General features: G+C 54.4%; 24 protein-coding genes. 16 read left to right on the plus strand and 8 right to left on the minus strand.

The window, feature by feature from the left end; translation table 11 throughout:
- The first annotated feature begins 116 nt into the window (after positions 1–116).
- From EDC56_RS17790 to EDC56_RS17800, 3 genes are all read left to right on the plus strand, one after another.
- Positions 117–1,523 carry a DcaP family trimeric outer membrane transporter gene (locus EDC56_RS17790; RefSeq protein WP_123713943.1) on the plus strand — a complete coding sequence of 469 codons (1,407 nt, stop codon included), beginning with the start codon at positions 117–119 and terminating at the stop codon, positions 1,521–1,523.
- Between the two features lie 257 nt (positions 1,524–1,780).
- A complete protein-coding gene (locus EDC56_RS17795) occupies positions 1,781–2,206 on the plus strand; it encodes a DUF4345 family protein (RefSeq protein ID WP_162844237.1) in 426 nt (141 codons plus the stop codon).
- Between the two features lie 186 nt (positions 2,207–2,392).
- The gene (locus EDC56_RS17800) at positions 2,393–2,986 is read left to right on the plus strand and encodes a hypothetical protein (RefSeq protein WP_211333748.1); all 594 of its coding nucleotides are present in this window, start codon (positions 2,393–2,395) and stop codon (positions 2,984–2,986) included.
- Positions 2,987–3,029: 43 nt separating this feature from the next.
- Here the strand turns inward: EDC56_RS17800 and EDC56_RS17805 are convergent, their stop codons facing one another.
- Together EDC56_RS17805 and EDC56_RS20005 are read right to left on the minus strand one after the other, a co-directional pair.
- On the minus strand, positions 3,030–4,715 hold the full coding sequence (locus EDC56_RS17805) for a vWA domain-containing protein (protein ID WP_123713946.1): 1,686 nt from the start codon (positions 4,713–4,715) through the stop codon (positions 3,030–3,032).
- Positions 4,716–4,778: 63 nt separating this feature from the next.
- Positions 4,779–4,907 carry a hypothetical protein gene (locus tag EDC56_RS20005; RefSeq protein ID WP_281273377.1) on the minus strand — a complete coding sequence of 43 codons (129 nt, stop codon included), beginning with the start codon at positions 4,905–4,907 and terminating at the stop codon, positions 4,779–4,781.
- Between the two features lie 277 nt (positions 4,908–5,184).
- On the opposite strand from EDC56_RS20005, the gene clcA reads away from it, so the two are divergent.
- The 4 genes from clcA to EDC56_RS17825 all read left to right on the plus strand — a co-directional run bounded on the left by clcA (position 5,185) and on the right by EDC56_RS17825 (position 8,908).
- A complete protein-coding gene (gene clcA / locus EDC56_RS17810; protein WP_123713947.1) occupies positions 5,185–6,618 on the plus strand; it encodes a H(+)/Cl(-) exchange transporter ClcA in 1,434 nt (477 codons plus the stop codon).
- Positions 6,619–6,821: 203 nt separating this feature from the next.
- Positions 6,822–7,685 (plus strand): hypothetical protein, encoded by an 864-nt coding sequence (locus tag EDC56_RS17815; protein ID WP_123713948.1) that lies wholly within the window; start codon positions 6,822–6,824, stop codon positions 7,683–7,685.
- Between the two features lie 11 nt (positions 7,686–7,696).
- On the plus strand, positions 7,697–7,939 hold the full coding sequence (locus EDC56_RS17820; protein WP_123713949.1) for a hypothetical protein: 243 nt from the start codon (positions 7,697–7,699) through the stop codon (positions 7,937–7,939).
- Between the two features lie 171 nt (positions 7,940–8,110).
- A complete protein-coding gene (locus EDC56_RS17825; protein WP_123713950.1) occupies positions 8,111–8,908 on the plus strand; it encodes a metal-dependent hydrolase in 798 nt (265 codons plus the stop codon).
- Between the two features lie 7 nt (positions 8,909–8,915).
- Here EDC56_RS17825 and umuC read toward each other — a convergent pair whose 3' ends face one another.
- Entirely contained in the window at positions 8,916–10,184 is a 1,269-nt protein-coding gene (umuC, locus tag EDC56_RS17830; RefSeq protein ID WP_123713951.1) for a translesion error-prone DNA polymerase V subunit UmuC, read from the minus strand.
- Positions 10,181–10,615 carry a translesion error-prone DNA polymerase V autoproteolytic subunit gene (gene umuD / locus EDC56_RS17835; protein WP_123713952.1) on the minus strand — a complete coding sequence of 145 codons (435 nt, stop codon included), beginning with the start codon at positions 10,613–10,615 and terminating at the stop codon, positions 10,181–10,183. The genes umuC and umuD overlap by 4 nt, the downstream gene beginning before the upstream one ends.
- Positions 10,616–10,887: 272 nt before the next feature.
- On the opposite strand from umuD, the gene cobB reads away from it, so the two are divergent.
- Together cobB and EDC56_RS17845 are read left to right on the plus strand one after the other, a co-directional pair.
- Positions 10,888–11,598, plus strand: coding sequence for a Sir2 family NAD+-dependent deacetylase (cobB, locus tag EDC56_RS17840; protein ID WP_245980742.1), 711 nt, complete (start codon positions 10,888–10,890; stop codon positions 11,596–11,598).
- A gap of 9 nt (positions 11,599–11,607) precedes the next feature.
- Positions 11,608–11,847, plus strand: a complete 240-nt coding sequence (locus EDC56_RS17845; RefSeq protein WP_123713954.1) for a glutaredoxin family protein — start codon at positions 11,608–11,610, stop codon at positions 11,845–11,847.
- 12 nt (positions 11,848–11,859) lie between these two features.
- Here EDC56_RS17845 and EDC56_RS17850 read toward each other — a convergent pair whose 3' ends face one another.
- Entirely contained in the window at positions 11,860–12,462 is a 603-nt protein-coding gene (locus EDC56_RS17850; RefSeq protein WP_123713955.1) for a TetR/AcrR family transcriptional regulator, read from the minus strand.
- Entirely contained in the window at positions 12,459–13,124 is a 666-nt protein-coding gene (locus EDC56_RS17855) for a TetR/AcrR family transcriptional regulator (protein ID WP_123713956.1), read from the minus strand. The genes EDC56_RS17850 and EDC56_RS17855 overlap by 4 nt, the downstream gene beginning before the upstream one ends.
- A gap of 262 nt (positions 13,125–13,386) precedes the next feature.
- Between EDC56_RS17855 and EDC56_RS17860 the strand changes: the two genes are divergently transcribed.
- The 5 genes from EDC56_RS17860 to EDC56_RS17880 all read left to right on the plus strand — a co-directional run bounded on the left by EDC56_RS17860 (position 13,387) and on the right by EDC56_RS17880 (position 17,588).
- Complete coding sequence (locus tag EDC56_RS17860) at positions 13,387–14,841, plus strand: flavin-containing monooxygenase (protein ID WP_123713957.1); 1,455 nt, start codon at positions 13,387–13,389, stop codon at positions 14,839–14,841.
- Positions 14,842–14,889: 48 nt separating this feature from the next.
- Positions 14,890–15,795: an alpha/beta hydrolase gene (locus EDC56_RS17865; protein ID WP_123713958.1), complete on the plus strand. Its 906-nt coding sequence runs from the start codon at positions 14,890–14,892 to the stop codon at positions 15,793–15,795.
- A 137-nt stretch (positions 15,796–15,932) separates the two neighbouring features.
- Complete coding sequence (locus tag EDC56_RS17870) at positions 15,933–16,229, plus strand: PepSY domain-containing protein (protein ID WP_123713959.1); 297 nt, start codon at positions 15,933–15,935, stop codon at positions 16,227–16,229.
- Between the two features lie 183 nt (positions 16,230–16,412).
- Positions 16,413–16,946, plus strand: a complete 534-nt coding sequence (locus EDC56_RS17875; protein WP_123713960.1) for a GNAT family N-acetyltransferase — start codon at positions 16,413–16,415, stop codon at positions 16,944–16,946.
- A gap of 108 nt (positions 16,947–17,054) precedes the next feature.
- A complete protein-coding gene (locus EDC56_RS17880; protein ID WP_123713961.1) occupies positions 17,055–17,588 on the plus strand; it encodes a GNAT family N-acetyltransferase in 534 nt (177 codons plus the stop codon).
- 49 nt (positions 17,589–17,637) lie between these two features.
- Here the strand turns inward: EDC56_RS17880 and EDC56_RS17885 are convergent, their stop codons facing one another.
- A complete protein-coding gene (locus tag EDC56_RS17885; RefSeq protein ID WP_123713962.1) occupies positions 17,638–19,392 on the minus strand; it encodes a flavin monoamine oxidase family protein in 1,755 nt (584 codons plus the stop codon).
- A 341-nt stretch (positions 19,393–19,733) separates the two neighbouring features.
- On the minus strand, positions 19,734–19,940 hold the full coding sequence (locus EDC56_RS17890; protein ID WP_148059450.1) for a hypothetical protein: 207 nt from the start codon (positions 19,938–19,940) through the stop codon (positions 19,734–19,736).
- A gap of 156 nt (positions 19,941–20,096) precedes the next feature.
- On the opposite strand from EDC56_RS17890, the gene norR reads away from it, so the two are divergent.
- Both norR and EDC56_RS17900 read left to right on the plus strand, forming a co-directional pair.
- Positions 20,097–21,695: a nitric oxide reductase transcriptional regulator NorR gene (gene norR, locus EDC56_RS17895; protein WP_245980743.1), complete on the plus strand. Its 1,599-nt coding sequence runs from the start codon at positions 20,097–20,099 to the stop codon at positions 21,693–21,695.
- Positions 21,696–22,030: 335 nt separating this feature from the next.
- On the plus strand, positions 22,031–22,660 hold the full coding sequence (locus EDC56_RS17900; protein WP_123713964.1) for an ATP phosphoribosyltransferase regulatory subunit: 630 nt from the start codon (positions 22,031–22,033) through the stop codon (positions 22,658–22,660).
- Positions 22,661–22,773: the final 113 nt, after the last annotated feature.

Raw genomic sequence — 22,773 nt, forward strand, 5'->3', positions numbered from 1 at the left:
CGGCAGCATAACAACTCTGCTGATATCTCCTTTTATACCGCCAATATCCCCGCCTTTGTGCTTATTCGCCTCTAAACTTCCCCTTGATAACGCGAACGTTTCAAGGAAGCCAAACCATGCTGAAAAAGATCACCGTCGCGGCACTTGCCCCGGCCACGCTGTTACTCGCTAGCCCGAACAGCCTCGCTGCCAGCAACGCTGAGCTCGAGGCTCAAATCCGACAAATGCAGGCTGTCATCGAGCAAATGCAGCGCCAGATGCAGGAAAAAAACGCCCTCGAGCAAGAGTTCATTAAGGAGCAACGCGTCTCCACAACCAGCCGGCAATATCAGTCGGGCACCGGCACGCAGGCCGGCAGCGTCAAGGCCAGCGACCAACAGGTCAGCATCAAGCTCGGTGGCTTTGCCAATCTAGTCACCGCCTACGACGGCGGTAACGGCATGAACAACCCCGACTCCTTCATCGTCAGCCAGATCCCGATCAAGAAGGGCGACGGTAAGTACTACATCAGCGACGGCCAAACCTATACCGGTAGCGGCGACCAATTTCACATCGGCGCCAACCAGAGCCGCTTCAGCGTCGAGGCACTCACCCCCAGCCCCTTCGGCACCCTGAAGATGTTCCTCGAGGGTGACTTCCACGGCGGCGGCAATAGCTTCCGCCTTCGACACGCCTATGGCCAGACCGGCGCCTGGACGTTAGGTCAGACCTGGTCCACTTTCGACAACCTCTCGGCCAACCCCGCCACCGTCGACTGGCAGGGCGCACCCGGCGTGCTCGCACTGCGCCAGCCACTCATCCGCTACAACCACAGCTTTGCTGAGCACTGGGATGCCTCCCTAGCACTGGAGGACAACTCCTACGCCAGTGAACTCGACGACATCAGCAACGACGACGACGTCGCCGAGTCGATCAACTTCGACCGTCCAGACCTTCACCTAATGCTGAAAAACAGTGGCGACTGGGGCAACATCCAAGGCAATTACGTCTACACCTCCTTCAAGGGCAAACCGGCCTTCGGCACCACCGCCAACTACAAGAGTAAGCGTATCGACGGCTACGGTGCCAAACTCAGCGGCGTCATCAATATTACCCAGCACACCGCGCTGCAGTTAAGCGCCGCCTATGTCGACGGCGCCAGCCACTATATCGCCGATCTTTCGGGCAGCGGCAATACCCTAGCCATCGACGATGACGGCAATGTCGACACGGTCACTGCCGAGGCCTACTCGGTGGCCATCGCCCAACAGTGGAACGATCACCTGCGCTCCACCTTCGCCTACTCGATGGTTGACGTCGATAACGGCGGCTATTACTACGACAAAAACGATGCGGGGTACATCCCGGGAGTGTCGCTCAGCCGCTATACCGAGTCCGCCTACTATGTCGCCAATATCTTCTGGGATATCGATGAGCACATTACCACCGGCTTTGAATACCTCTATGGCGAGCGCGAAGATACCGATGGCTATGATGGCGACTCACAGCGCGTGCATTTCATGACCCAATATAACTTCAACTAAGGCGAGATCGCTGCGGCTTGCTAAGCCTAATAAGCTTCACGCAAAACGGGGGAGGAGCCTGAGACTCCTTCTCTACACACTCCTTCTCTGTACCCTCCCTCGAATATAGGAGGTCGAGAGCAATAAAAAATAACCCTCTCGCCCTCCCACCACCAAAGCTGCTGTAATCAACCAGCTAGCTAGAGTCGCCTCCAGCGGCTCAGACGATGTATCAATATAACGCTCATAATATCAACGTCATCGACTCTGGAGCTATTATGCTTTTCTCTAAGATTTTGCTCATCATTAGCGGCCTCATCTTTGCCGTCTACGGTCTGCTCTGCGCCATCAGCCCACAACTGCCCGCGCAGTATATCGGCTACCAACCCGGCATCGGCGGTAGCACCGTCGAAATCATTGCCATGTATGGCGGCCTGCAACTCGGCCTCGGCATTCTCTACTTTGTCTGCGCCCTCAAACAGCGCTGGGTCATCCCCGGCCTCTGGCTAATACTCGCCACCATCGGCAGTCTCGGCATTAGCCGTCTACTCGGCGGCATTATGCACGGCCTTGACGACTATAATATGGGCGCCTTGCTCTACGAACTATCGACCACAGGGTTGTGCCTTAGCGCGCTGGTACTCGAGCGCGCTAAGACCGGCTCGGCAACGCAGCCCGTACTACAGGCCGAACAAAGTCGCTGATGGGTATCTTTTTGTCGACAATGTGACAAATTTTGTCATTAGGGTGGTGACTTACTGCAAGAATCGCCACCTTTATTATATTTCGCGTACCAGTCCTCATAATGAATAAAAAGTTGGCAGGCTTCGTGCAATGTTTCTTGTTAACACATTAATAAATCAACACTAGGGACGAATCAGGAGATGACGATGGAGACTGCCGCCTACGATACCGCAGCGATCGAGCAGGACTACGAGCTCAACTGGGATCTACACGCCATCACCAACCGCGACGAGGCCATCGACTTCTTACGACGCTTCGAAAATAAGCTGTGCATTTACTCGAGCTTTGTCAATATTATCTATAGCAGCTATCAGTTTCTGATTCCCGACAATGCTAACTATGAGATTTCCGTACTGCCGAGTCAAATCGCCCATCACGATAACTTTCATCGTATCCCCAAGGAGGCGGTCGTCGATACCGGCATCTTCCTCTATCCCGGCGAATGCTCCGGCGACAGCGGCCTATTCATCAAGATTCCCTGCCCCTTGGGCTTAGTTAGCAGTCGTGAAATGCCCTTCAAGGCGGGACTATTAGACGTCATCAAACAGTTTCAGGCCCGCGACGAGATCTTCTTACCGATAGTTATCAAAGGCAGTCTCCGTGAATACGAGAGTCGCGTACCCTCGCTGCACCTGCACACCATCGACCTAAAACAACTCTCCCACCTGTCTGAGCTAGAGCTTGAGAGCCTGCAACGAGTCGTCGTCGACAACCTGATGAAAATCTTTAAAGACAACTAGAGGGACACTCGCCAGCTTAGCTGGCCGAGCGCCTGCCGTTTAATTAATCCTCGACGCCTTCAATCAACGCCGTCTGTTGCACCAGACGAATAAACTCGGCACGATAGCCGGCGATATCATCGCCGCGCCCCTGCTGCGCCAGCTGCTCAATCGCCGCATAAGCGAAATCACCGAGGTATTTATCGCAGCATAGCCGTTCTGCATAGGCAGCCACAGCTGCCGCAAAATTGAAATCAACACTGCCTACAGTTTCCGTCTGCACTCGCAGCGGGAAGCTAACAAGGCGACTCTGGCTCTGCCCCGGTAACTTATAACGCAGCTTCATCAAACCGTACTCTGTCGCAGATGCCTGCGACGACTCGGCCTCACCTTTTGCATAGTGCAGCGCTGGCAACCAAGGCTGCTTTGCCCCCGTCAGCGTCAATTCATAAATTGCCGTCACGGTATGACCCGCACCGATCTCTCCGGCATCGACTTTGTCGTTATTAAAGTCCTCATTGGCCAGCATACGATTCTGGTAGCCAATTAAACGGTACTCAGTCACTTGCTGTGGATTAAACTCCAGCTGAATTTTGACATCGCTTGCGACTGTCTGCAGCGTCGCCCCCAGTTGCTCGACCAAGACCTTGCGCGCCTCTAACAGGGTGTCGATGTAAGCCGCATTGCCATTACCCCAATTAGATATCTGCTCCATCATCTGATCGTTATAATTACCGCGACCGAAGCCCAGCACGGTCAGCTCCACCCCCTGCTTAGCCTGTCGCTGCACCAGTTCACGCAACTCATCGGTACCACTGACACCGACGTTGAAATCACCATCGGTAGCGAGGATCACCCGGTTATTGCCGCCTTCGATAAACGCCTGTTGCGCCAGGCGATAAGCCTGTCTCAAGCCCTCACCACCGTTGGTCGAGCCACCGGCACTGAGCTGCTCGAGGGCCCCGACAATCGTCGCCCGCTCATTCGCCCTCGTCGGTTCCAGCACCACCCCCGCGGCACCGGCATAGACGACAATCGCTACCCGGTCCTGGTCATCGAGCTGGGTCAACAACATCTTCAGCGAGCGGCGCACCAACGGCAGCCGATCGGGGCTGTTCATAGACCCAGAAACGTCCAATAAAAACACTAAGTTACTCGGCTTATGCACAAGCTCTACAGCACTGCTATCAAGCGCCAACATCAGCAGCTGACGATCACTATTCCAGGGACTCTTCGCCACTTCGTAGGACAGCTTAAACGGGCTAGCTGCCGACGCCTTAGCAGACTGACTAAAGCCATAAGTGAAGTAGTTAATAAACTCCTCTGCGCGCACAGCCCCCTTTGGCGGTAAGCGGCCATTGACGACGAAACGTCTCACATTGGCATAGCTGGCCGTATCGACATCGATACTAAACGTGGTCAATGGCGCCTCTGCGACGCTGTGCACTCGACTACTCTCGGCCTTAGCGTAGCGATCGCCCGCCAATTCGGGCGACTGATACTGTACTGGCATGACACCGATCCTCGGCTTCGCCTTGAACATTGGCGCCGCCCCTATCGACTCTCTCGCCTCATCGGCCTGAGCGCTAAGTTTCGCAGGCAGCGGCCGCGCGCTGTAGTCAACGGCATTGTTACGCTCGTCGGCAGCCTGTTCACTGCCACAGCCGCCAAGTAGGCTGGTCGCCGCCGCCAGGCACAGAACCGAGACCAGTGTTGATAAGGGGGGTAAAGCCGGGCCTATTTTCATCATCGTATCCTTCTCGTGGTAGTTTGCTGTGATAACGACAACAATACATTGCCGCCTTTAGGGGCATCAGGTAAGATCCGCGACAGATTGGTCTTCCGCTTTACGTAAAATAATGCTAACCGCCGAGCCTTTGACCCTGCCGCGCTGCTGTAGCAGCGCCCGTAAACGCTCAACAAACGTGACGTTGCTAGCCATTAATCGTGAGTGTTTTGGCGCGATCAAACAGAGAAATGCGCTTTTTAAAAAAGCATTATTATGCCGCCATCACTAGGCTAGACGGACACGCGGCAAAGATTTTACGCATTGCTAGCACGTCCCGACAAAAAATCAACGTTTGCTGACTTATTTATCCTCGGCATTGATGCATGCCGTCATGGTCGAGCTAGCTTCGATGCTATAATCTGGCCACTTTTTTGATCAACTCGATTGAGCCAGCACACTCAAGCTCGAGCACCCCCCGGTATCTTTAACGATGACTAACGATGATCAGACCACCAACGACAACTCGACCAGCCGCGAACAGCCTACGGGCTCGATAAGACGCTTCCGCTCCATCCACAAAAGCCCGGTGATGGTTATCTTCCTGGCGGCCTGCGTGGGTATTATTGCCGGCCTACTCTGCACCCTACTCGATATCGGCATCCATCATGTCGCCCTCGTGAGACAGGAGTGGGTCGCCACAGCTGGCGGCACCAATATTGTTACTGTCATCCTTGTTTGCCTCTCTAGCGCCATACTCGCCTGCGCAGGCTTCTATTGTGTCCACCGCTTCGCTCCCGAAGCCTCCGGTTCCGGTATCCCCGAGATCGAAGGGGCCCTCGACGGCGTACGCAAACTACGCTGGTGGCGAGTCATTCCCGTTAAATTCTTTGGCGGTATCGGCACCATCGGCGCAGGCATGGTATTAGGACGCGAAGGACCATCAGTACAGATTGGCGGCAGCGTCGGGCGCATGCTCTGCGATATCTTCCGCATAGAAAACGACGAGAGTGTACACACCCTCGTCGCCTCCGGTGCCGCCGCTGGCTTGGCAGCTGCCTTCAACGCCCCCCTGGCCGGCGTAATGTTTGTCGTCGAAGAGATGCGGCCGCAGTTCCGTTATAACCTCGTCTCGGTGCGCTCGGTCATCATTGCCGCCATCATGGCAACAATTACCTATCGAGTCCTGCGCGGCCAAGATGCGATGATCACCCTGCCGGTCTACCATGCCGCACCGATCTCTTCGTTAGTCTTATTCCTCATCCTCGGCCTTATTTTTGGCCTCTTCGGCGTCGTCTTCAACCGCCTCGTCGTCCTTTCCATGGACGCCTTTCTCGCCTTCCACAACAACAAACTAAAGCGCTTTCTACTGATCGGCGCTAGCCTCGGTGGCTTCTTTGGTTTGATGCTGATGCTCTTCCCCGAGCTCAGTGGCGAGGGCGTCAGTCTCATTCCCCAGACCGTCAGCGGCGGCTTTAGCCTGTCGATGTTATTATTTCTCTTTGTCGCCCGCCTGGCCGTCACCTTGCTCTGCTTTGGCTCCGGCGCCACCGGCGGTGTATTTGCACCGATGCTAGCCTTGGGCACGTTATTAGGCACCTGTTTTGGCGTCATCTGCACCCACCTGTTCCCTGGCTTAGAGCTAAACCCCGGCATGTTTGCCATCGCCGGCATGGGCGCTCTGTTCGCAGCGACGGTGAGAGCTCCCATCACCGGCATCCTGCTGGTGATCGAGCTAACCCATAACTACGACCTTATTTTGCCGTTGCTGATCACCACCCTCGGTGCCACCATGATGGCGCAGGCACTCGGCGGCAAGCCGATCTACAGCCAACTACTACGCCGCACCATGGCACAGCAGCAGCAAGAGCAGAAAGAACAGCAAGAACAGCAGCAACAACAACAACAACAACAACAACAACAGTAGAGCACAGGCATTATCCCTGCAGTACAGCTGTGCAGTGCAGTGACTCAAGCTAACCATGCCGTAATACGCATATAGCGCTGTTCGCTGTACATCGCCGCTGGCTGTAGGTGGTCGTAAGGACAACAACAATACATTGCCGCGCTGCCAACAATTCGGTAATCTCGACCCTAGATTGGTCTCCCTAATTAAGCTCTGGTCATGCCATGCCCTCTCTCTTTAACAAGGTCAATCGCCTCAAGGCCATCCCCTGGACATGGGACAAGTTCCTCTGCGAGCTCGATCTAATCTATCCTGCTGGTATTGACGAAAAAACGCTAAAGGCCCACTACAAACAGCCGCACAGAGCCAGCACTCAAACGATTATAGAGGCTATCGAGACGCTGCATCGGCGGTACTTTCCCAGCCCTTTTAGCCCCCACAGTGAAGCCCTATTGCGTCTGTATAACAGCCTTGCCGTTGACGAGGAGAACGGCGACACCGAGGCTATGCGTATCGTGCTCAAGCGACTGATCGAGCAACGCGACTGGCAGCAGCCCCTCGACCGCATTCGTCTGCACTGGATCCTGGCCAACAGCTACTTCGATCTGATCCCCTGCCATCGTGATAGACGCCGCCATCAAGCCCTTGAGTACTGCCAACAGCAAGCTATCAGCCACTACCAACAGGCAATCACTATCGCTCGACAACATCCCGATACCCTGCAGCAGCTGGGGCCGACAAACCTGTTCAAGCTGCAGCAAAACGTCCTCGCCTGCTACCTCAACGCGCTAGAAAAAACACAGCGCAGCGATGGCCGGCAGCTGGCCAGCTATCTAGAGCAAAGCGACTTCTTCGCCAGCAGCCGGCAGCTGCTGCGGCAAGAGCCCTTCCAGTGGAATGTCAGTCGCAACGCCCTGCGCTTTGCCTCGATGCTGAAAGATGCAAAACAGTGTGAATTTTTTTATCATCACCTCACCGAGCACTGTGCTTTTTTCCTCGATCCACACTACCGCCCACTCAACACCCAATCCCTTGCCGAAAGCCCGGCCTTCGCCTGGGCACTGCAACAACAGTCACAGAAAAAGTAACGGACACCTAGATGAAAAAAATTATCACTCTCCTATTCACACTGATCGTCGCCAGCAGCCTCATTAGCTGCGCCAAAAAGGACACTCAGCCTCCCGTTCCGACAGCCAAGCCAGCGGCGCAAGATTCATCCGTCGAGGCGCACAAGAATAAGCCAAAAGCATTATCAAAAGAGAGGCAGGAAGAGTATTCGCAGCCCGACGAAACCATCAACGAAGCCGCACCAAACGAAGACGATATGGAACGACTGGATTAAATTAACGCCTCGTGTATTGAGGTGATAAGGTGAAGTTTATCCCTCAACCATTTCGCTTTTAAACAACCCCGCATGGCCGCCCCAGCCCTTCCCTCATAGACTGACAAATTCGTTGACAGCAACGTAGACGGAATAATCACCACGACCGTATCGTCGACAGGGGCACAGATAATGAAATCAAAAAAAATCAACATCGATATCGATGCGATAGAAAAAAACTGGTGCGAAGACGACTTCTACCGCATCTTTTACAATATTCTCAACGCCGGCATTCCTCCCTTCGAGCGCTATGTCATCAAGACCATGCGCGAGGTCCGTGACGACCCCCGACTCGATGATGAACCTCGTATCCGCGAGCTCGTCGATATCTTTGTACGCCAAGAAATCGAACACACAAAGATGCACATTCCGGTCAACAGAAAGATCGGTCTCGATAAAATAAAAGCGGGGAAATTCACCGAAAAGATCACCCGCTTTATTCAGCGTCGCACGCCGCTCTATGTCTCGGTGGCCTCCTGCGCCTTCATTGAATTTGTCGGTTTTGGCTTCTTCAAAAGTCATATCGACAAAGATGTACTGTACAGCAGCGGCATGCACGAGGAGATGGCCAAACTGTGGAAGTGGCATACCGCAGAGGAGCTCGAACACTCCTTCGTCAAACTCAAGGTCATCAACCACATCAACAACGCCTACTGGTTAAAACTGTGGGGCATGATCGAGGGCGTTATTGTCGCCCACCTCTTCGTCACCGTACTTATTCCGGAGATCGTCTGGCAGGACGCAAAGGCACAGAACAAGCGTTTCTTGCCTCACCTGTGGATGTTCTTTAAGGGGCTCGCCAAGACCGAATGGGGGGTCAATCGCCATTCCGTCGGCCAGTATTTCCGCAAGGACTTCGACCCGGAAATTAAACAGCCCTGGGTCGCCGAAGTGGTCGAGAAATGGGTGGCCGAGAGTGGTGCCCGCTAAAGCGCCACTAACGCACCACAGGCAGGTCGCTCCAGCGCGTCGTATAAGCAGGCGACAGATGTGCCTGGCGCATCCGCCAGCTGGGGTCACAGCCCTGGCCGGCAAAAAATACCCGCGACTTACCGCTGGCGTTAATACGATCGATCGTCGTCATCAACGCTTGGCTCTGCGGCTCGCTGCCACTGACAAACAAGTCCTGCTGCTGGCCCCGCTGTGGATAAAGGTCTGTCAGCATCACCCCCGCCTTACTGTAGTCATAGCCCTGCCGCCACAGCCGCTGCAACAACATCACCGTCAGCGCCATCAAATCACGGGTATCACTGCTCGGCACCGATAACGAGGCGCTGGCGCTGTTCGCATAGCCTCGCCCCACACCACCAAAGCTGCTGGTGCGCATAAACACCGTCACCATCTTGGCGCTCAACGCCTCGCCACGCAGCCGCTCCGCCGCCCTCGCCAGATAGTGACATAGCGCCGTCTTCATCGCTGCCTGGGTGCTGATTTTGCGGGCAAAAGAGCGTGAACAGATAATCTGCTGACGCGGGCTCGGCAGGTCTTCTAGGGGCTGACAGGACTCACCGTTGAGTTCACAGACGGTGCGCGCCAGCTGTACCGAATAGCGCTGGCGGATATCCGTTACATCGGCCTCGGCCAGCTGCAGTGCCGTCTCAATACCCTCCACCAATAGTCGCTCACGCAGTCGTCGCCCCACCCCCCAGACCTCGCCCACCGGCATCAACGCCAGCAGACGACGGCGCCGCCGAGGATCACTGAGGTCAACCACACCGCCAGTAGCTGGGTACTGCTTAGCGGCCTGATTGGCCAGCTTTGCCAACGTCTTGCTCGGCGCGATGCCCACGCAAACCGTCAGCCCGATACAGCGCTGTACCGTCTGCCGCAATTCTCGGCCAAAATCCTCCAACGCCCTCACCGCCGCCACCCCCGTCAGGTCGACAAAGGCCTCATCGATCGAGTAGACATCAACCGCTGGCGCCAGCTGCTCCAGCGTCTGCATCACCCGCGCCGACAGATCGGCATAGAGCGCATAATTCGAGGAGAAGGTGACAATGCGGTGACGGCGAATTTGCTCGCGCAGCTGAAACACCGGTACCGCCATGCCGATGCCCAACGCCTTTGCCTCCTTGGAGCGTGACACCACACAGCCGTCATTATTCGATAACACTAGCACCGGCGCATGCCGTAAATCCGGCCGGAATAGCTGCTCACAGGCGACGTAAAAGTTATTGCAGTCGACCAGCGCAAAGACTCGACTCACCGCTCGACTCGCAGATTGCGTACGACGCTGCTGACCACGCCAAAGATATCCAACTCGACCCCCTCCGGCACTACAATCGCTGGGTAATCGGGGTTGCAGGCCAACAGCTGTGGCCGTGGCCTCAACGCCAGCTGCTTGACGGTCAGCTCACCGTCAAAGCCGGCAATCACAATATCACCGTGGCGCGCAGTCAGCGAGCGATCGACGACCAGCATATCGCCGCAGAAGATCCCCGCCCCGGTCATCGAGTCCCCCTGTACGCGCACAAAATAGGTCGCCGCCGGATGCGTCACACACAACTCATTGAGATCCAGCGTCTGCTCTACGTAGTCCTGTGCCGGCGACGGGAAGCCCGCCGACACCCGCTCGAGAAAGAACGGTATGTCGCAGCGCCGCTGCGCACGATAGAGCCCACTGTATGCTACGACCATGATCACCCACCCACAAAAAAATACTGTACAAAAAAACAGTATATCAGCGTTTGTGTGCAATGTGCCAACCGTCCAATCATCCCTGCTATCATTTCCACACTCACTACGACACTCACCACGACACTCACACGACAGTCACACGACAGTCACACGACAGTCATTACTGTAATAACGACTCATCCCCTGCCTCGCTGTTATCCCGCAGCACTATCATCACCTCATCGGTTTGCTTACACTAGCGGCACTTTTAATCTCGTCACAGGTGAACCATCGTGAGCCACGCTATTGTCATCCTCACCGGTGCCGGCATCTCCGCCGAATCCGGCCTACAAACCTTCCGCGCCGCCGACGGCCTGTGGGAGAATCATCGCATCGAGGACGTTGCGACGCCGGAGGGGTTTGCCAAGGACCCGTTAAAAGTACAGGCGTTCTACAACACACGCAGGCAGCAGCTGCTCTCCGACGAAGTGAGCGCCAACCCAGCGCACTATGCTCTGGCTAAGCTGGAGCGCGAATTCCCCGGCGAAGTCCTTATCGTCACGCAAAATATCGACGACCTACACGAGCGCGCCGGCAGCCAGAATGTGCTGCATATGCATGGCGAACTACTGCAGATGCGCTGTGTCGAGAGCGGCCAAGTCTTCCCTGTTCACGACGACATCACCGCCGAACAGCGCTGCGCCTGCTGTCAGAAGGCGGGCACCCTGCGCCCCAATATTGTCTGGTTTGGTGAGATGCCGCTAGGCATGAGCAAGATCGAGCAGGCCATCCAGCGCTGCGACCACTTTGTTGCCATCGGCACCAGCGGCCACGTCTACCCCGCCGCCGGCTTCGTCGCCGAAGCCAACAGCAGCGGCGCCCACAGCCTAGAGATTAATCTCGAGCCCTCACTAGTGAACTCGGCATTCCAACAGACGCTGATCGGCAAGGCGAGCGTACGGGTACCTGAGTGGGTAGAACAGCAACTCAGTGGCCTCAAATAGGAAACCAGCATGTTAAAGATCACCCTCTATAGCGCCGACAAGTGCCCACACTGTAAGAGCGCCAAGGCCTTTCTCAAGCAGCGTAAACTGGCCTTCGTCGAGCTCAACGTCGACCGTAACCGGCGTGCCGCCAAGGAGCTACAGCGCCTCGGTGCCCGCGGCCTGCCCTTCATCGTCATCGGCCAGCAAAGCCTGTCCGGCTTCGACGTGAAGAAACTCGAGCGCATGATTGCCAGCCAGCAGCGCTAGCTGGCATCGACGCTAATCGGTCAGTAGGTCGTAGAGAAAGGCTTCCGCTTGTCGGTAGCGCTGTAGATGCGGGTAGTCGGCATTGTTCACCCAGTGTTGGTTGATGTTGAATAACACCCCGGTACAGGCGACGGCGAGTAGCTCACTGGAATAGTGACGAGTCAACTCGCCGCTCTGCTGCCCGGCACTGATCCAGCGCTGAAAATAGCGCTTATATTCTCGGAATGCGTTTGAGCGACTGTCCGGCCCGTGCAGCGAAAACTCATAGGCCGTCGCCACCTTGTAGGTGCGCCGCTCAAACTCGCCATAGCCTTCACGGCGAGCAATCGCACTGTCGACAACGTGCTGCAGGCGCTGACGAAAACGCGGGTATTGTTGCTCGGCCTCGCTGTATTCACGCCTCAACGTTAGTTGCGCCTGCTCGGCAACGACGGCACAGAGCACCGCCTCCTTGCAGGGAAAATAGGCATAAAACGTCCGCCGGGCAATATCGGCCCGCTCGCAGAGTTGCTGAATACTAATGTCGTCCAGTTCGCGCTCGGCAAACAACGCCAGCGTCGCCTGCACGATACGCTGCCGCACCTCCTGCTGCCGCCGTGCTCGTCGACTCGTCATGACACACTCCCCGCCGGCGGCGTCATATGCTTACTGAGCAGTGCCAACATCATGCGGCGAAACTCATCATAATTGTCTACCCGCTGAGACGACAAAGCGGCAATGTCGGCGCCGGCCGGTAACTGTAAATACTTCAGCGCATCATCCTGAGCAATCCCCGTCTCGATGCCCTTGGTAAACTCACCCAACACCTCGGCGGAATAACAGCCGTCTAACTCGCCCGAGCGTGCCGCCGCACCGAACAGATGCTCGCTGCGCGCCTGGATCATGGTGCGCACCACCGCAGCCGACTCCTCGTCCATCTTATAGGTCGCCTGTAGGCCGTAGATCAACAGATTCCAATGCAGCCAGCCCCAGCGCTCCGCGTCTCGCATGCCATAGCGACAAAAAAGATCGAATCTCTCCATCAGGCCCTGGGCCTGCCGCTCAGCATCGGCGCTGTTCTGGCCGTCGAGGGCGACAATATGGCGCAGGGTCAGTTCCATATAGGGTTGGTCGAGGCCGCTAAAGTGGTTGTAGAAAGTCTTGCGGGCGACATCAGCACGCTCACAAAGCTCATCGATAGTGATCCCCGTATCCATCTCGGCAGAGAGATAATCTTCCAGAGCCTGCACGATACGATCGTGGGTCTCCTGTAGGCGGCGTGCGCGTCTATCGGACATTGAAGAGGGCCTCTAAGTGAAGTGGCGATCATACGGGAGGAAAATAATATAACAATATATAAAGATATACTCTTGTGTATTCTATAGCACTGAATTATATTGCACTCATGTGTAAGAAGTACACACAAGTATAATAATATTGGCACGATGCTATTGCGACAATGCTATTGCGACAAGCCTGCGACAGACGGCCGCAACGGGAACCACTTTCCTCTGGCAGCACGCGACAGCGTCATTACGCAACACTGACAGGTGAAACACTATGACTCGATCACACTCCACACCCAGCGTTGGCATCATCGGGGCAGGCATGTCGGGCATGCTAATGGCCATCAAACTACTGCAACAGGGCAAGCGTAACTTCACCATCTTTGAACGGGCCAAGAAGGTCGGCGGTGTCTGGCGCGAGAACCGCTACCCCGGCGTCGCCTGCGATGTTGCCTCATTTTCATACTGCTATGAGTTTGAACCCAATACGGAGTGGAGCAGACGGTTCTCCGGCGGTGCCGAAATCCAGGCCTACTTCGAGGGCATCGCCAAAAAATACCAACTGGATGACTACACCCAGTTCGAGACGACGGTAACCGCCGCCCGCTTTACCGACGAGCGCTGGCAGATTGAGACCAGCAGCGGCGAGCAACACAACTTCGACGTCCTCGTCGATGCAACAGGCCCGCTGAACGAGAAATTTTATCCCGACATCCCCGGCCTAGAGAACTTTCAAGGCACCACCCTACATACCGCCGACTGGGACGACGACTACGACCTCAACGGTAAACGTGTCGGCATCATCGGCTCCGGCTCCTCCGGGGTCCAGGCCACCTGGCCTATCGCCCAGCAGGCGACACAGCTCGATGTCTTTATACGCACCCCGCAGTGGGTAATGCCGACACCGAACACCGAATACGGGCCACTGGCCAAACAGCTGAAGCGGAAGGTGCCGCTACTGGGCTGGCTGACACGCAAGTTCTACGACTGGGTCGGCGAGCAGTTTGGCCGCGCCGCCCTCGCCGATGGTTGGCGACGAAAGCTGGTGGCCTGGGCCTGTGAACACAACCTCAAACAGGTCAAAGACGCTGAGCTGCGTGAGAAGCTACGCCCACAAGAACAGGCCATGTGTAAGCGCATGATCGTCTCCGACAGCTACTACAAGGCCCTACAGCAAGATAACGTGAGTGTTGAGCGCAGCGCCATCACGCAAATTGAGGCCGACGGCGTACGTACCGCCGACGGCGAGCTACACCCGCTAGATCTACTGGTGTTAGCCACCGGCTTCCGCCCCAATGTCTGGGGAGTCAAAGACATCACCGGCGTCGACGGTGCTAAGCTCGAAGACATCTGGCAGGATGAAGGCAGCCGCAACTATCAGTCCATCGCCGTGCCAGGGCTCAGCAACTTCTTCATGTTAATAGGCCCCAACAGCCCAATCACCAACCTGTCGTTGATCGATATCGCCGATATCGGCGTCGACTATGTGCTGCAGTGTCTCGACAAGATCGAGGCCGGCGAAATCAAGACGATGACACCGAAGAAGTCCGCCGCCGAAAAATTTGGCAGCGATCTCGCCGGCTCCTTCGACGACACCATCTGGGTCAGTGGTTGCTCCAGCTGGTACTTCGACGGTAGCACACTGCCACAGACCTGGCCCTGGGCGCCCTCTTATTATCGCGAGAAGCTGAAGACACCGACGCTGACGGACTTCCACATCACCTCTTAAGTAAGCACGGCCTAGATCCGCAGTAAACACCACAACAGGAGCAGCAACATGCAACAGCAAGCCAGTCACTTCACCGTCGACGGCACTCGTCTGCAGGCCTATTTTCACCGACCCGAGCGACACGACGACACCGCACTGCCGATCGTTGTCATGGGCAACGGCTTCGCCACCGAGTGGCAGTTCGGCACCCGCCCTGCCATCGAGGCCTTTACCGCCGCCGGTATTGCTACGATGAACTTCGACTATCGCAGCTTTGGTCAGAGCGATGGCGAACCCCGACAGGTGGTCGACATCCCCGGCCAACAAGACGACTTCCTCGCCGCCCTCGAGCACGCGCGTGCCCAGCCCTGGGTCGACGCACGACGCATCATCATCTGGGGCAGCTCGCTCGGCGGCGGTCACGCCATCAGCATGGCCGCTCGCTTCCCTAGCGCCTTCGCGATGATCGCCCAGGTGCCTCACTGCTGTAGTCGTGCCGCCTTCAAGACGGTCGCGCTGGGCAACGTCCTCACCGGCATGAGCCGCGCCATCGCCGATTCACTGAAGGCCTTGTTTGGCGGCAAGCCAATACTGTTACCGGCCGTCGCCGAGCCCGAACAATATGCAGTGATGAACTATCCCGGCTGGCGCGAGAGCTACCAACAACACCTCGCCAAGGGCAGCACAACCTGGCAGAACAGTATCCCCGCCCGCTCGCTACTCAAGGGCGGCGACTACCGACCACTGCTCGTTGCCGAGCAAATTCGCTGCCCCAGCCTGCTCGTTGCCGCCCGCGACGACGCCGGCGTGCCGCTGGCATCGGTACGGCAGACCGCGGCGATGATCGCCAATGCACAGCTAAAAATCATCGACGGTGACCACTTCGGCGTCTACTACGGGCCGCATATTGACGACGTCGTAGAGGCGGAGCTGACTTTCATTAAGCAACAGCTGCTACACGCAGAATCCAGCTAACCCCCGATACAAGCACTTAGCGCATAAAGCCATTTCATGCTAGCTTTGAATGAGGAGATCGTCACGCTCGACTTGAAAGAGAAAAAGAGCGTGACGATCATAAAACTGTGCCTACGACTCAGCTATCGAGGTGATTTATGCTCCGATCCATTCTAACCGTCGCCACCATTATGGCGCTGCAACCCGCCTTCGCCGACGAGCAACCTCCCGCCAACGCTCAATCCCTCTCTACGATCGTCAAAGCTTTAGAGAGCAAAGGCTATAGCCCTATCACCGAGATTTCCATCGAACACGGCGCCTGGGAAGTGGAAGCTTACAAGGACGGGCACCCACGCGAAATGGTCGTCGATGCCGTCAGTGGCGAAATTATCTCCGACACCCCCGACGTCGATGTCTATCGCCAGGGCCGCGCCAAGCATCATCACGACCACTAGACAAACAACACGCAACAGGCTGAATCCACATCAGCCTGTGCGTCCCGCCAGCTTCGTGACACACACCGCGCCTGCACACGCCGTTAACTAGCCAAATCTAACGATATCTTCTTGCATCGTCAGATAAAAAACATATTCTTAAAAATAAAAATCACTCAGCTCCGGCAATCAAGAGCCATAAATATGCCCCAACAAACAGACAGAGTCAGCCTGAGGTACGCCACGGCTGACGACGCAGCAGTACTGTTTCATTACACCGGTGATGTAACCGCCAGCAAATTTCTCGCCCGCAAGCCACATAGTAGCCCCGGGCAAACAGCGAAAATGCTTGCTAGGCTCTCAACCGAAGAGAGCCTGGCAGATCATGGACTCTGTGTCTGGGTTATCCAAGAAAACAGCAGCGGCTCAGTGCTAGGCATGATTACCGTTGTCGAAAGCGCGACCAGCGTAGCGCTTCACTTCGGCCTGCTTAGCAGCGCAACCGGTCAGGGCTTCGCCTCAGAGGCACTACGTTTAGCCGCTGATAGTTATGCCGCTGAAGCAGACAACAAGAGCATCATCTCCTTTACCGATCAGGAGAATCTTGCCGCCCAACACAGCCTAACCAGCGCAGATTTTCACTATACCGGCAGCCAGGCAGCCTTCTATGTCGCACCACAGCTGTCGAATGCAAAGCGTGATGTCTTCTGCTATGCCTACAAACACGATGAGTGGTAAACATTACCCACTGTTAAAAAATATTTTTTTAACCATAAGACGAAAGACGCACACCTCATCGGCCATCAAAAAATCAACAAAAAATAACAGCAGTACAGAGAATAACCCATGATTAAAAATGACCAAATAATAATTCGCGCGATCGCCGAGAGAGATCTCGAGGAACTTATCGTCGTGCTCGGCGATAACGATGCTCTCGGCGACTTCATGCCCGGCGACTTTGTTTCCGAAGCGACGTTTAAAAAAAACTTTCAAGAACACGGTTTCATTCGCGAAAAATCAGAGCGCTATGTCATCACCTGCCGAGAAGGAAGACTGTTAGGCTCTATTGGCCTATTTAAATCGATCCCCTACGTCGATGGTTTAGAGCTTGGCTACTATATCTTTAACCACGAGTGTCGCGGCAAGGGCTATGCTAGCCAGGCCGTCAGGTTACTCGCCAATCATCTATTTAAAACCAGAAGGATCAATCGCCTCGAATTAAGAATGGCAGTAGCAAACACGCCGTCAGTACGGGTGGCAGTGAAGGCGGGCTTCACCCACGAAGGCATACTGAGAGAGGCATCGTTTGCCAACGGCGAGTACCATGATATGCACAGTTATGCACTGTTACGCCGCGAATGGGCGGCGACGCGGCAATAAATAAAAGGCCTGTTATCAACGACACCACCATCACCGCGCACCTATCGAGTTAGTTTTTAAAACCAACAATTTTCGTATTAATCCCTCCTCTTGAAGACATCACGGTGATGGTGGCGGGAACATCGGCCTCATCCATCTTGATCACCATTCGAAACCTATCATTTTTTTTAGGATGGATGGGCATTTCCCCATAATCGACTAGTGTAAGCTTAATGTCATCGACACCTTCAGAGCTCCTGGCAACGACCGTCAATTTACCATTACTTCGATTATATTTTGCAGTGCCAAAAATCACGCTATCCACGACACCGTCATCAGTAGGTAAGGGCGGCGGATTATTAGGGTGACCATTAATCTTATGAATATTGTTCGCTGCGCGTTCGCCCTCATGTAGCGCACCGACGACGGTCGCAGGGTGGGTGGTATGCGATGCCTCACCGGCAAAGAAAATTCTATTGCCTGCCACCGGTGCCTGTAAGTCTTTGCGTTTACTTTCTTTTGCGGTGCTATAAGTTCCCACCTTAGGATAGCTGTAGACACCTAAGGTATAAGGGTGAGCCCCCCAGTTTTGCACAATACTATCGACATAATTCTCAGACGCTGCGCCAACGGCCTGCGGAAAAGTAATATCAAGGTCTGCCAGAATTGCGTTAACAATCGCCTTATCACCCGTTCCTTCATCAGCAGCCGCGGCTATCTCACTTAAACGCTGACCATTATCACCCATGGGATAACACATCATAATATGAGACTCGCTGCCGGACTTATAATCACTCGGTACCCAACAGCCAGATGCTAAACCCTCGGTGGTAATCCAGCTGAGCTGGCCTTCTGTCTCCCACCAAGCCGACTTAAAACGCATGGCAACTTTCATCCCCTGATCAATGCCAATCCCCTTGTAGGCACTCACGGTTTTCGCAGGTAAGTTAGGGGTGAAATTAATTTTCTCAGCTTGTAAAACACCCAGTGATACCGTCACAATGACTTGCCGTGCCGCATGTAAATCACCACTCTCAGTCGTCACAATCACATCATCACCACGGGTATCAATGGCGGTAACCGGGCTGGATAATAATAGCGTACTGCCTGCCATGACATCCTTCCACCACACTCCTTCTAATACATCTGAAAAACCGCGATTTTTATCGATAATACCGACGACCCCTTCGGACAAATCCCACTGATTATCTTGTAAGGCGAGGCTTCTGGCGCCAATTTTATCTAAAGACGTCGCATAATTCGCCCCAGCGATACCCTCGTCGTAAAGGTGGTAGGCACGATGACCAGGCCCCACGCCAAACTTATCTTCAACATCTTGCGCCAGAGTTGAGTTGGGGTCGGTGTGCAGGTTGGGCTTCCAATACCAGTTATTAAAGCCATTCGTCTCTTCAACATCTTGATCGTTAGAACACTTTATTGCCGCACTTTTTTTCTCCCAACAGGTGTTGGTTCCGCCGTCCATCGAGGCAGCCTCGCTGCCTAGGTAAATGTCACCATAGATTTTATTGCCATATTTTTTCTTCACAGCTGAATAGATTGGGTTATTAGATGTGTAGTGCTCCTCCGCCCCCAGTTCTATGCGTATATCGCCGAGCTGGGCACTGTATACCCGGCCACCGATACGGCCGGTCGCCTCAATGACAAGAACATCATAGCCATCGTCGATTAAAGTCTTTGCTGCGTACAGACCGGCAGTACCGGCACCAACGACGATCACGTCGTGTGTGCTGTTCGCCGTCCAAGCGTTTGCTGTTAACAGTGTCGCCGCTATAGCCGACAATGCAGAGCGAAAAAACAATTTCATTTACTTCTCCATGTATTATACAAACTCTAAAAACTGTATTTATTTTTATTGTGCATGACAAAATTTCTTGCCACCTACACTTATGAAAATAACAACCAAAAATCTATTTAAATCTTTCACCTTAATAAAAACTGTGAAAGCAGCCTCATACTATTGTATATCGGTAAGATTATCTTCATAAAAATAGTCAAAGAGTGTCGCGAAACACTTATCTAAAATTGTTTTAACTTTTAGATATCAATAAAAAGATAAGTGATGCATCGATCAGCAGCGTGTTTGAATCAACCAATATTGCAAAGAAAATATCTCGCTCGACAAATGGCGCTATTCGTAACAAATCACTAAACAGCACGATGCGATAAGTAAAGTTTCAGAATACAGCCCACTTTAAACGCGGTCGCCGAGAGCACCATCACGATGTGTGAGCTCACCGCCGCGGCCAACGCCAGGCCTTCAACGAAGTAGCTGAAGTAGGTGCTACCGCCAAAAATAATCAGCGCTAGAACAATGATGTGATTGGAGGCTTGTAATTGTTTCATCTGACTCACGGTGCTCACTCCCGGTTATTATTGACTTCCTTGGCCTCGATACGGCCCGCTATCACAGAGAGTAATGCACAGCTCATGCCAAGCATTAACCAGTTGATTTTATGGGACTATTGAAAACCCCAATAAAATACGAATCATTATGACCGCGACGATACGTTGACTCTACGACCGCAGCGCGGTAGTTTTGACAGCATGATAAGCGACCACTATATCGACATCGTCGAAGACCTAGCACACCCCCTCTCCGGCGCCGAGCGCTACGAGCGACTGCTGACAGCCATCCGTCAGTCCATTCCCTGTGACGCCATCGCGCTGCTGCAGCTGCATGACGACTACCTCCGCCCGGTGGCCTTTTTTGGCCTGAACCCAGAAACTGCAGGTCGACGCTTTGTTTTAAGCCAACACCCGCGGCTCGCCCATATCCTCACTAGCCGCAGCATCGTCCGCTTCGAGAGTGACTCCGATATGCCGGACCCCTATGACGGCCTGGTACAAACCGTCGACGGCGAGCTGCACGTCCACGATTGCATGGGGGTCTCCATCTACATCGATGAGCAACCCTGGGGCGTCATCACCCTCGACGCGATGCGACCCGGACAGTTTGACGACGTCCCCCCTCAGGCACAGCTGTCCGCCATCACACTGACCCGCGCCGTTATCACCGTCGCACAACACATCCAAAAACTAGAGCAGCGCCTAGTACACGGCAGCGAAGTGACAGCCGGACTCAGTCGTGACGTGGTGAAAAACGAAATCATTGGCAGCAGCACGGCCATGAAACAGTTGTTAGAAGAGATAGATACCGTTGCTAAGACGCCGCTGACAGTACTTATCCAGGGCGAAACCGGCGTCGGCAAGGAGATCATCGCCCAACATCTCCACCTCCGCTCGGATCGTGCCGAGCAGGCAATGGTACAGATCAACTGTGCCGCCCTGCCCGAAACCCTCGCCGAGGCCGAGCTGTTTGGCCACACCAAGGGCGCCTTCACTGGCGCCACCGAGGCGCGCAGCGGCCGCTTTGAGCTGGCCGATGGCGGCACCCTGTTATTGGATGAGGTTGGTGAAATCCCCCTAGCATTACAAGCAAAACTACTTCGCGCCCTGCAAGAAGGCGAGATTCAGCGTGTCGGTAGCGATGACATCATCAAGGTCGACGTGCGGATTCTCGCGGCGACAAATCGCGACCTTAAAGCAGAGGTGAAAGCGGGCCGCTTCCGCGCCGACCTTTATCATCGGCTGAGTGTTTTCCCAATCACCATTCCGACACTGCAGCAGCGCGGTAACGACGTCCTGCTGCTCGCAGAGAATTTCTTAGAGCGCGATCAGTTTCGTCTCAATATAAAAAAGCTCATCCTCAGCCACGAAGCCAAACAGGCATTGCTTAACTACGATTGGCCGGGTAACGTGCGCGAGCTCGAACACCTGTTAAGCCGAGCGGCGCTCAAGGCTAAAATCCATCAACACGATAGCGACATCATCCACATCGACACCGACAACCTAGGCTTAGATCATGCACTACCGACAGCAATCACAACGGTTGATGAGAAGGTAAAACAAACGCCGAAGGGCCTCTCCTTAAAACTCTCTATCGACGGTTTTCAGCGCCAACTGATCATCGAGGCGCTAGCCAAAAATCATGGCAACGTCTCTGCAGCCGCCAGGCAGCTCTCCGTGCATCGCAGTAATTTATTGCGACTGATGAAAAGACTCGGCATCCACCAAGCAGAGCCTAAAACAACCGTCTACCGAGCGTAGAATCTAATATGCCATCTGCAGGCAGGCCTGTTGATACAGCTGCCGATTAGTGCAGCGGCAAGGGTGCGAGAATCAGGCGATTGCCTTGCCACTCTGATTTGGCGAATTTAAAACATTGCGAAAATGTTATTTTTTTCCTGTTGACCCGAAAGAAAAAACAGCCAACACTGAAGTATGAATAATTTACACGTAGCACGACATAGCCATCAACATCCAAGCCATATTTGGCTGGGAGTGCTATCGCTTACGTGAAATGAACAGCCCTATCACGAAGAAAGCCCTCCCAGTCACCCACTGCGAGGGCTTTTTTATGGTAAAAAGATATAGGTGTTGTGATGAAATACAAAATCGATTCTCAGGTCCGTGGCGTCAGAATAATCAGCGGTGACGAGGCTAAAGAGCGACGAAGCGTGCTCAATCAATTGATCAATCTTGCAGAGGCCGCCGGCTGCCAGGAAATCATTCTGCCCAGCCTAGAGCCCGCAAAAATCTATGCCGACAAAGCTGGCACAGAAGTGCTCGATCAGATGTATGTACTAAAAGACAAAAAGTCCCGCGAGTTGTGCTTACGACCTGAGGGCACGGCGACGGTGCAGCTGTTAGCTGATAAACACCTTAGCCGCAACAAGGATGTTAAGTTTTGGTATTTTGAGCGCTGTTGGCGCTACGAGAAACCCCAGGAAGGACGCTATCGTGAGTTTTTTCAATTCGGTGTCGAGGTGATTAATCCATCATCTGACAAGGTTAAAGAAGAGCTGATTGCTCTAGCCGAAGCGATGGTGCGAGTAAAAACCAGCGAGTTCGACACCGTCGCTTCGGTCAAACGCGGACTGCAGTACTATACCGAGGATGGCTTTGAAATATCGGCGAATAAACTGGGTAGCCAGAAGCAAATTGTCGGCGGCGGCGCCTATCGCCAGGGTATCGGCTTCGGCATTGGCTTCGATCGTTTAATGCTCTGCTAGAGCAACAGCCAGCACAAGCGCAACACGTCTGACAGTGTTGCGCTTGTTCAGCTATTCTGCCAGCCACCCCCACTATATCGCCATGAATTAATACTGTATTGTGGCCTCAACGA

It is taken from the genome of Sinobacterium caligoides (assembly GCF_003752585.1).
In the GTDB taxonomy this organism is placed as follows: domain Bacteria; phylum Pseudomonadota; class Gammaproteobacteria; order Pseudomonadales; family Sinobacteriaceae; genus Sinobacterium; species Sinobacterium caligoides.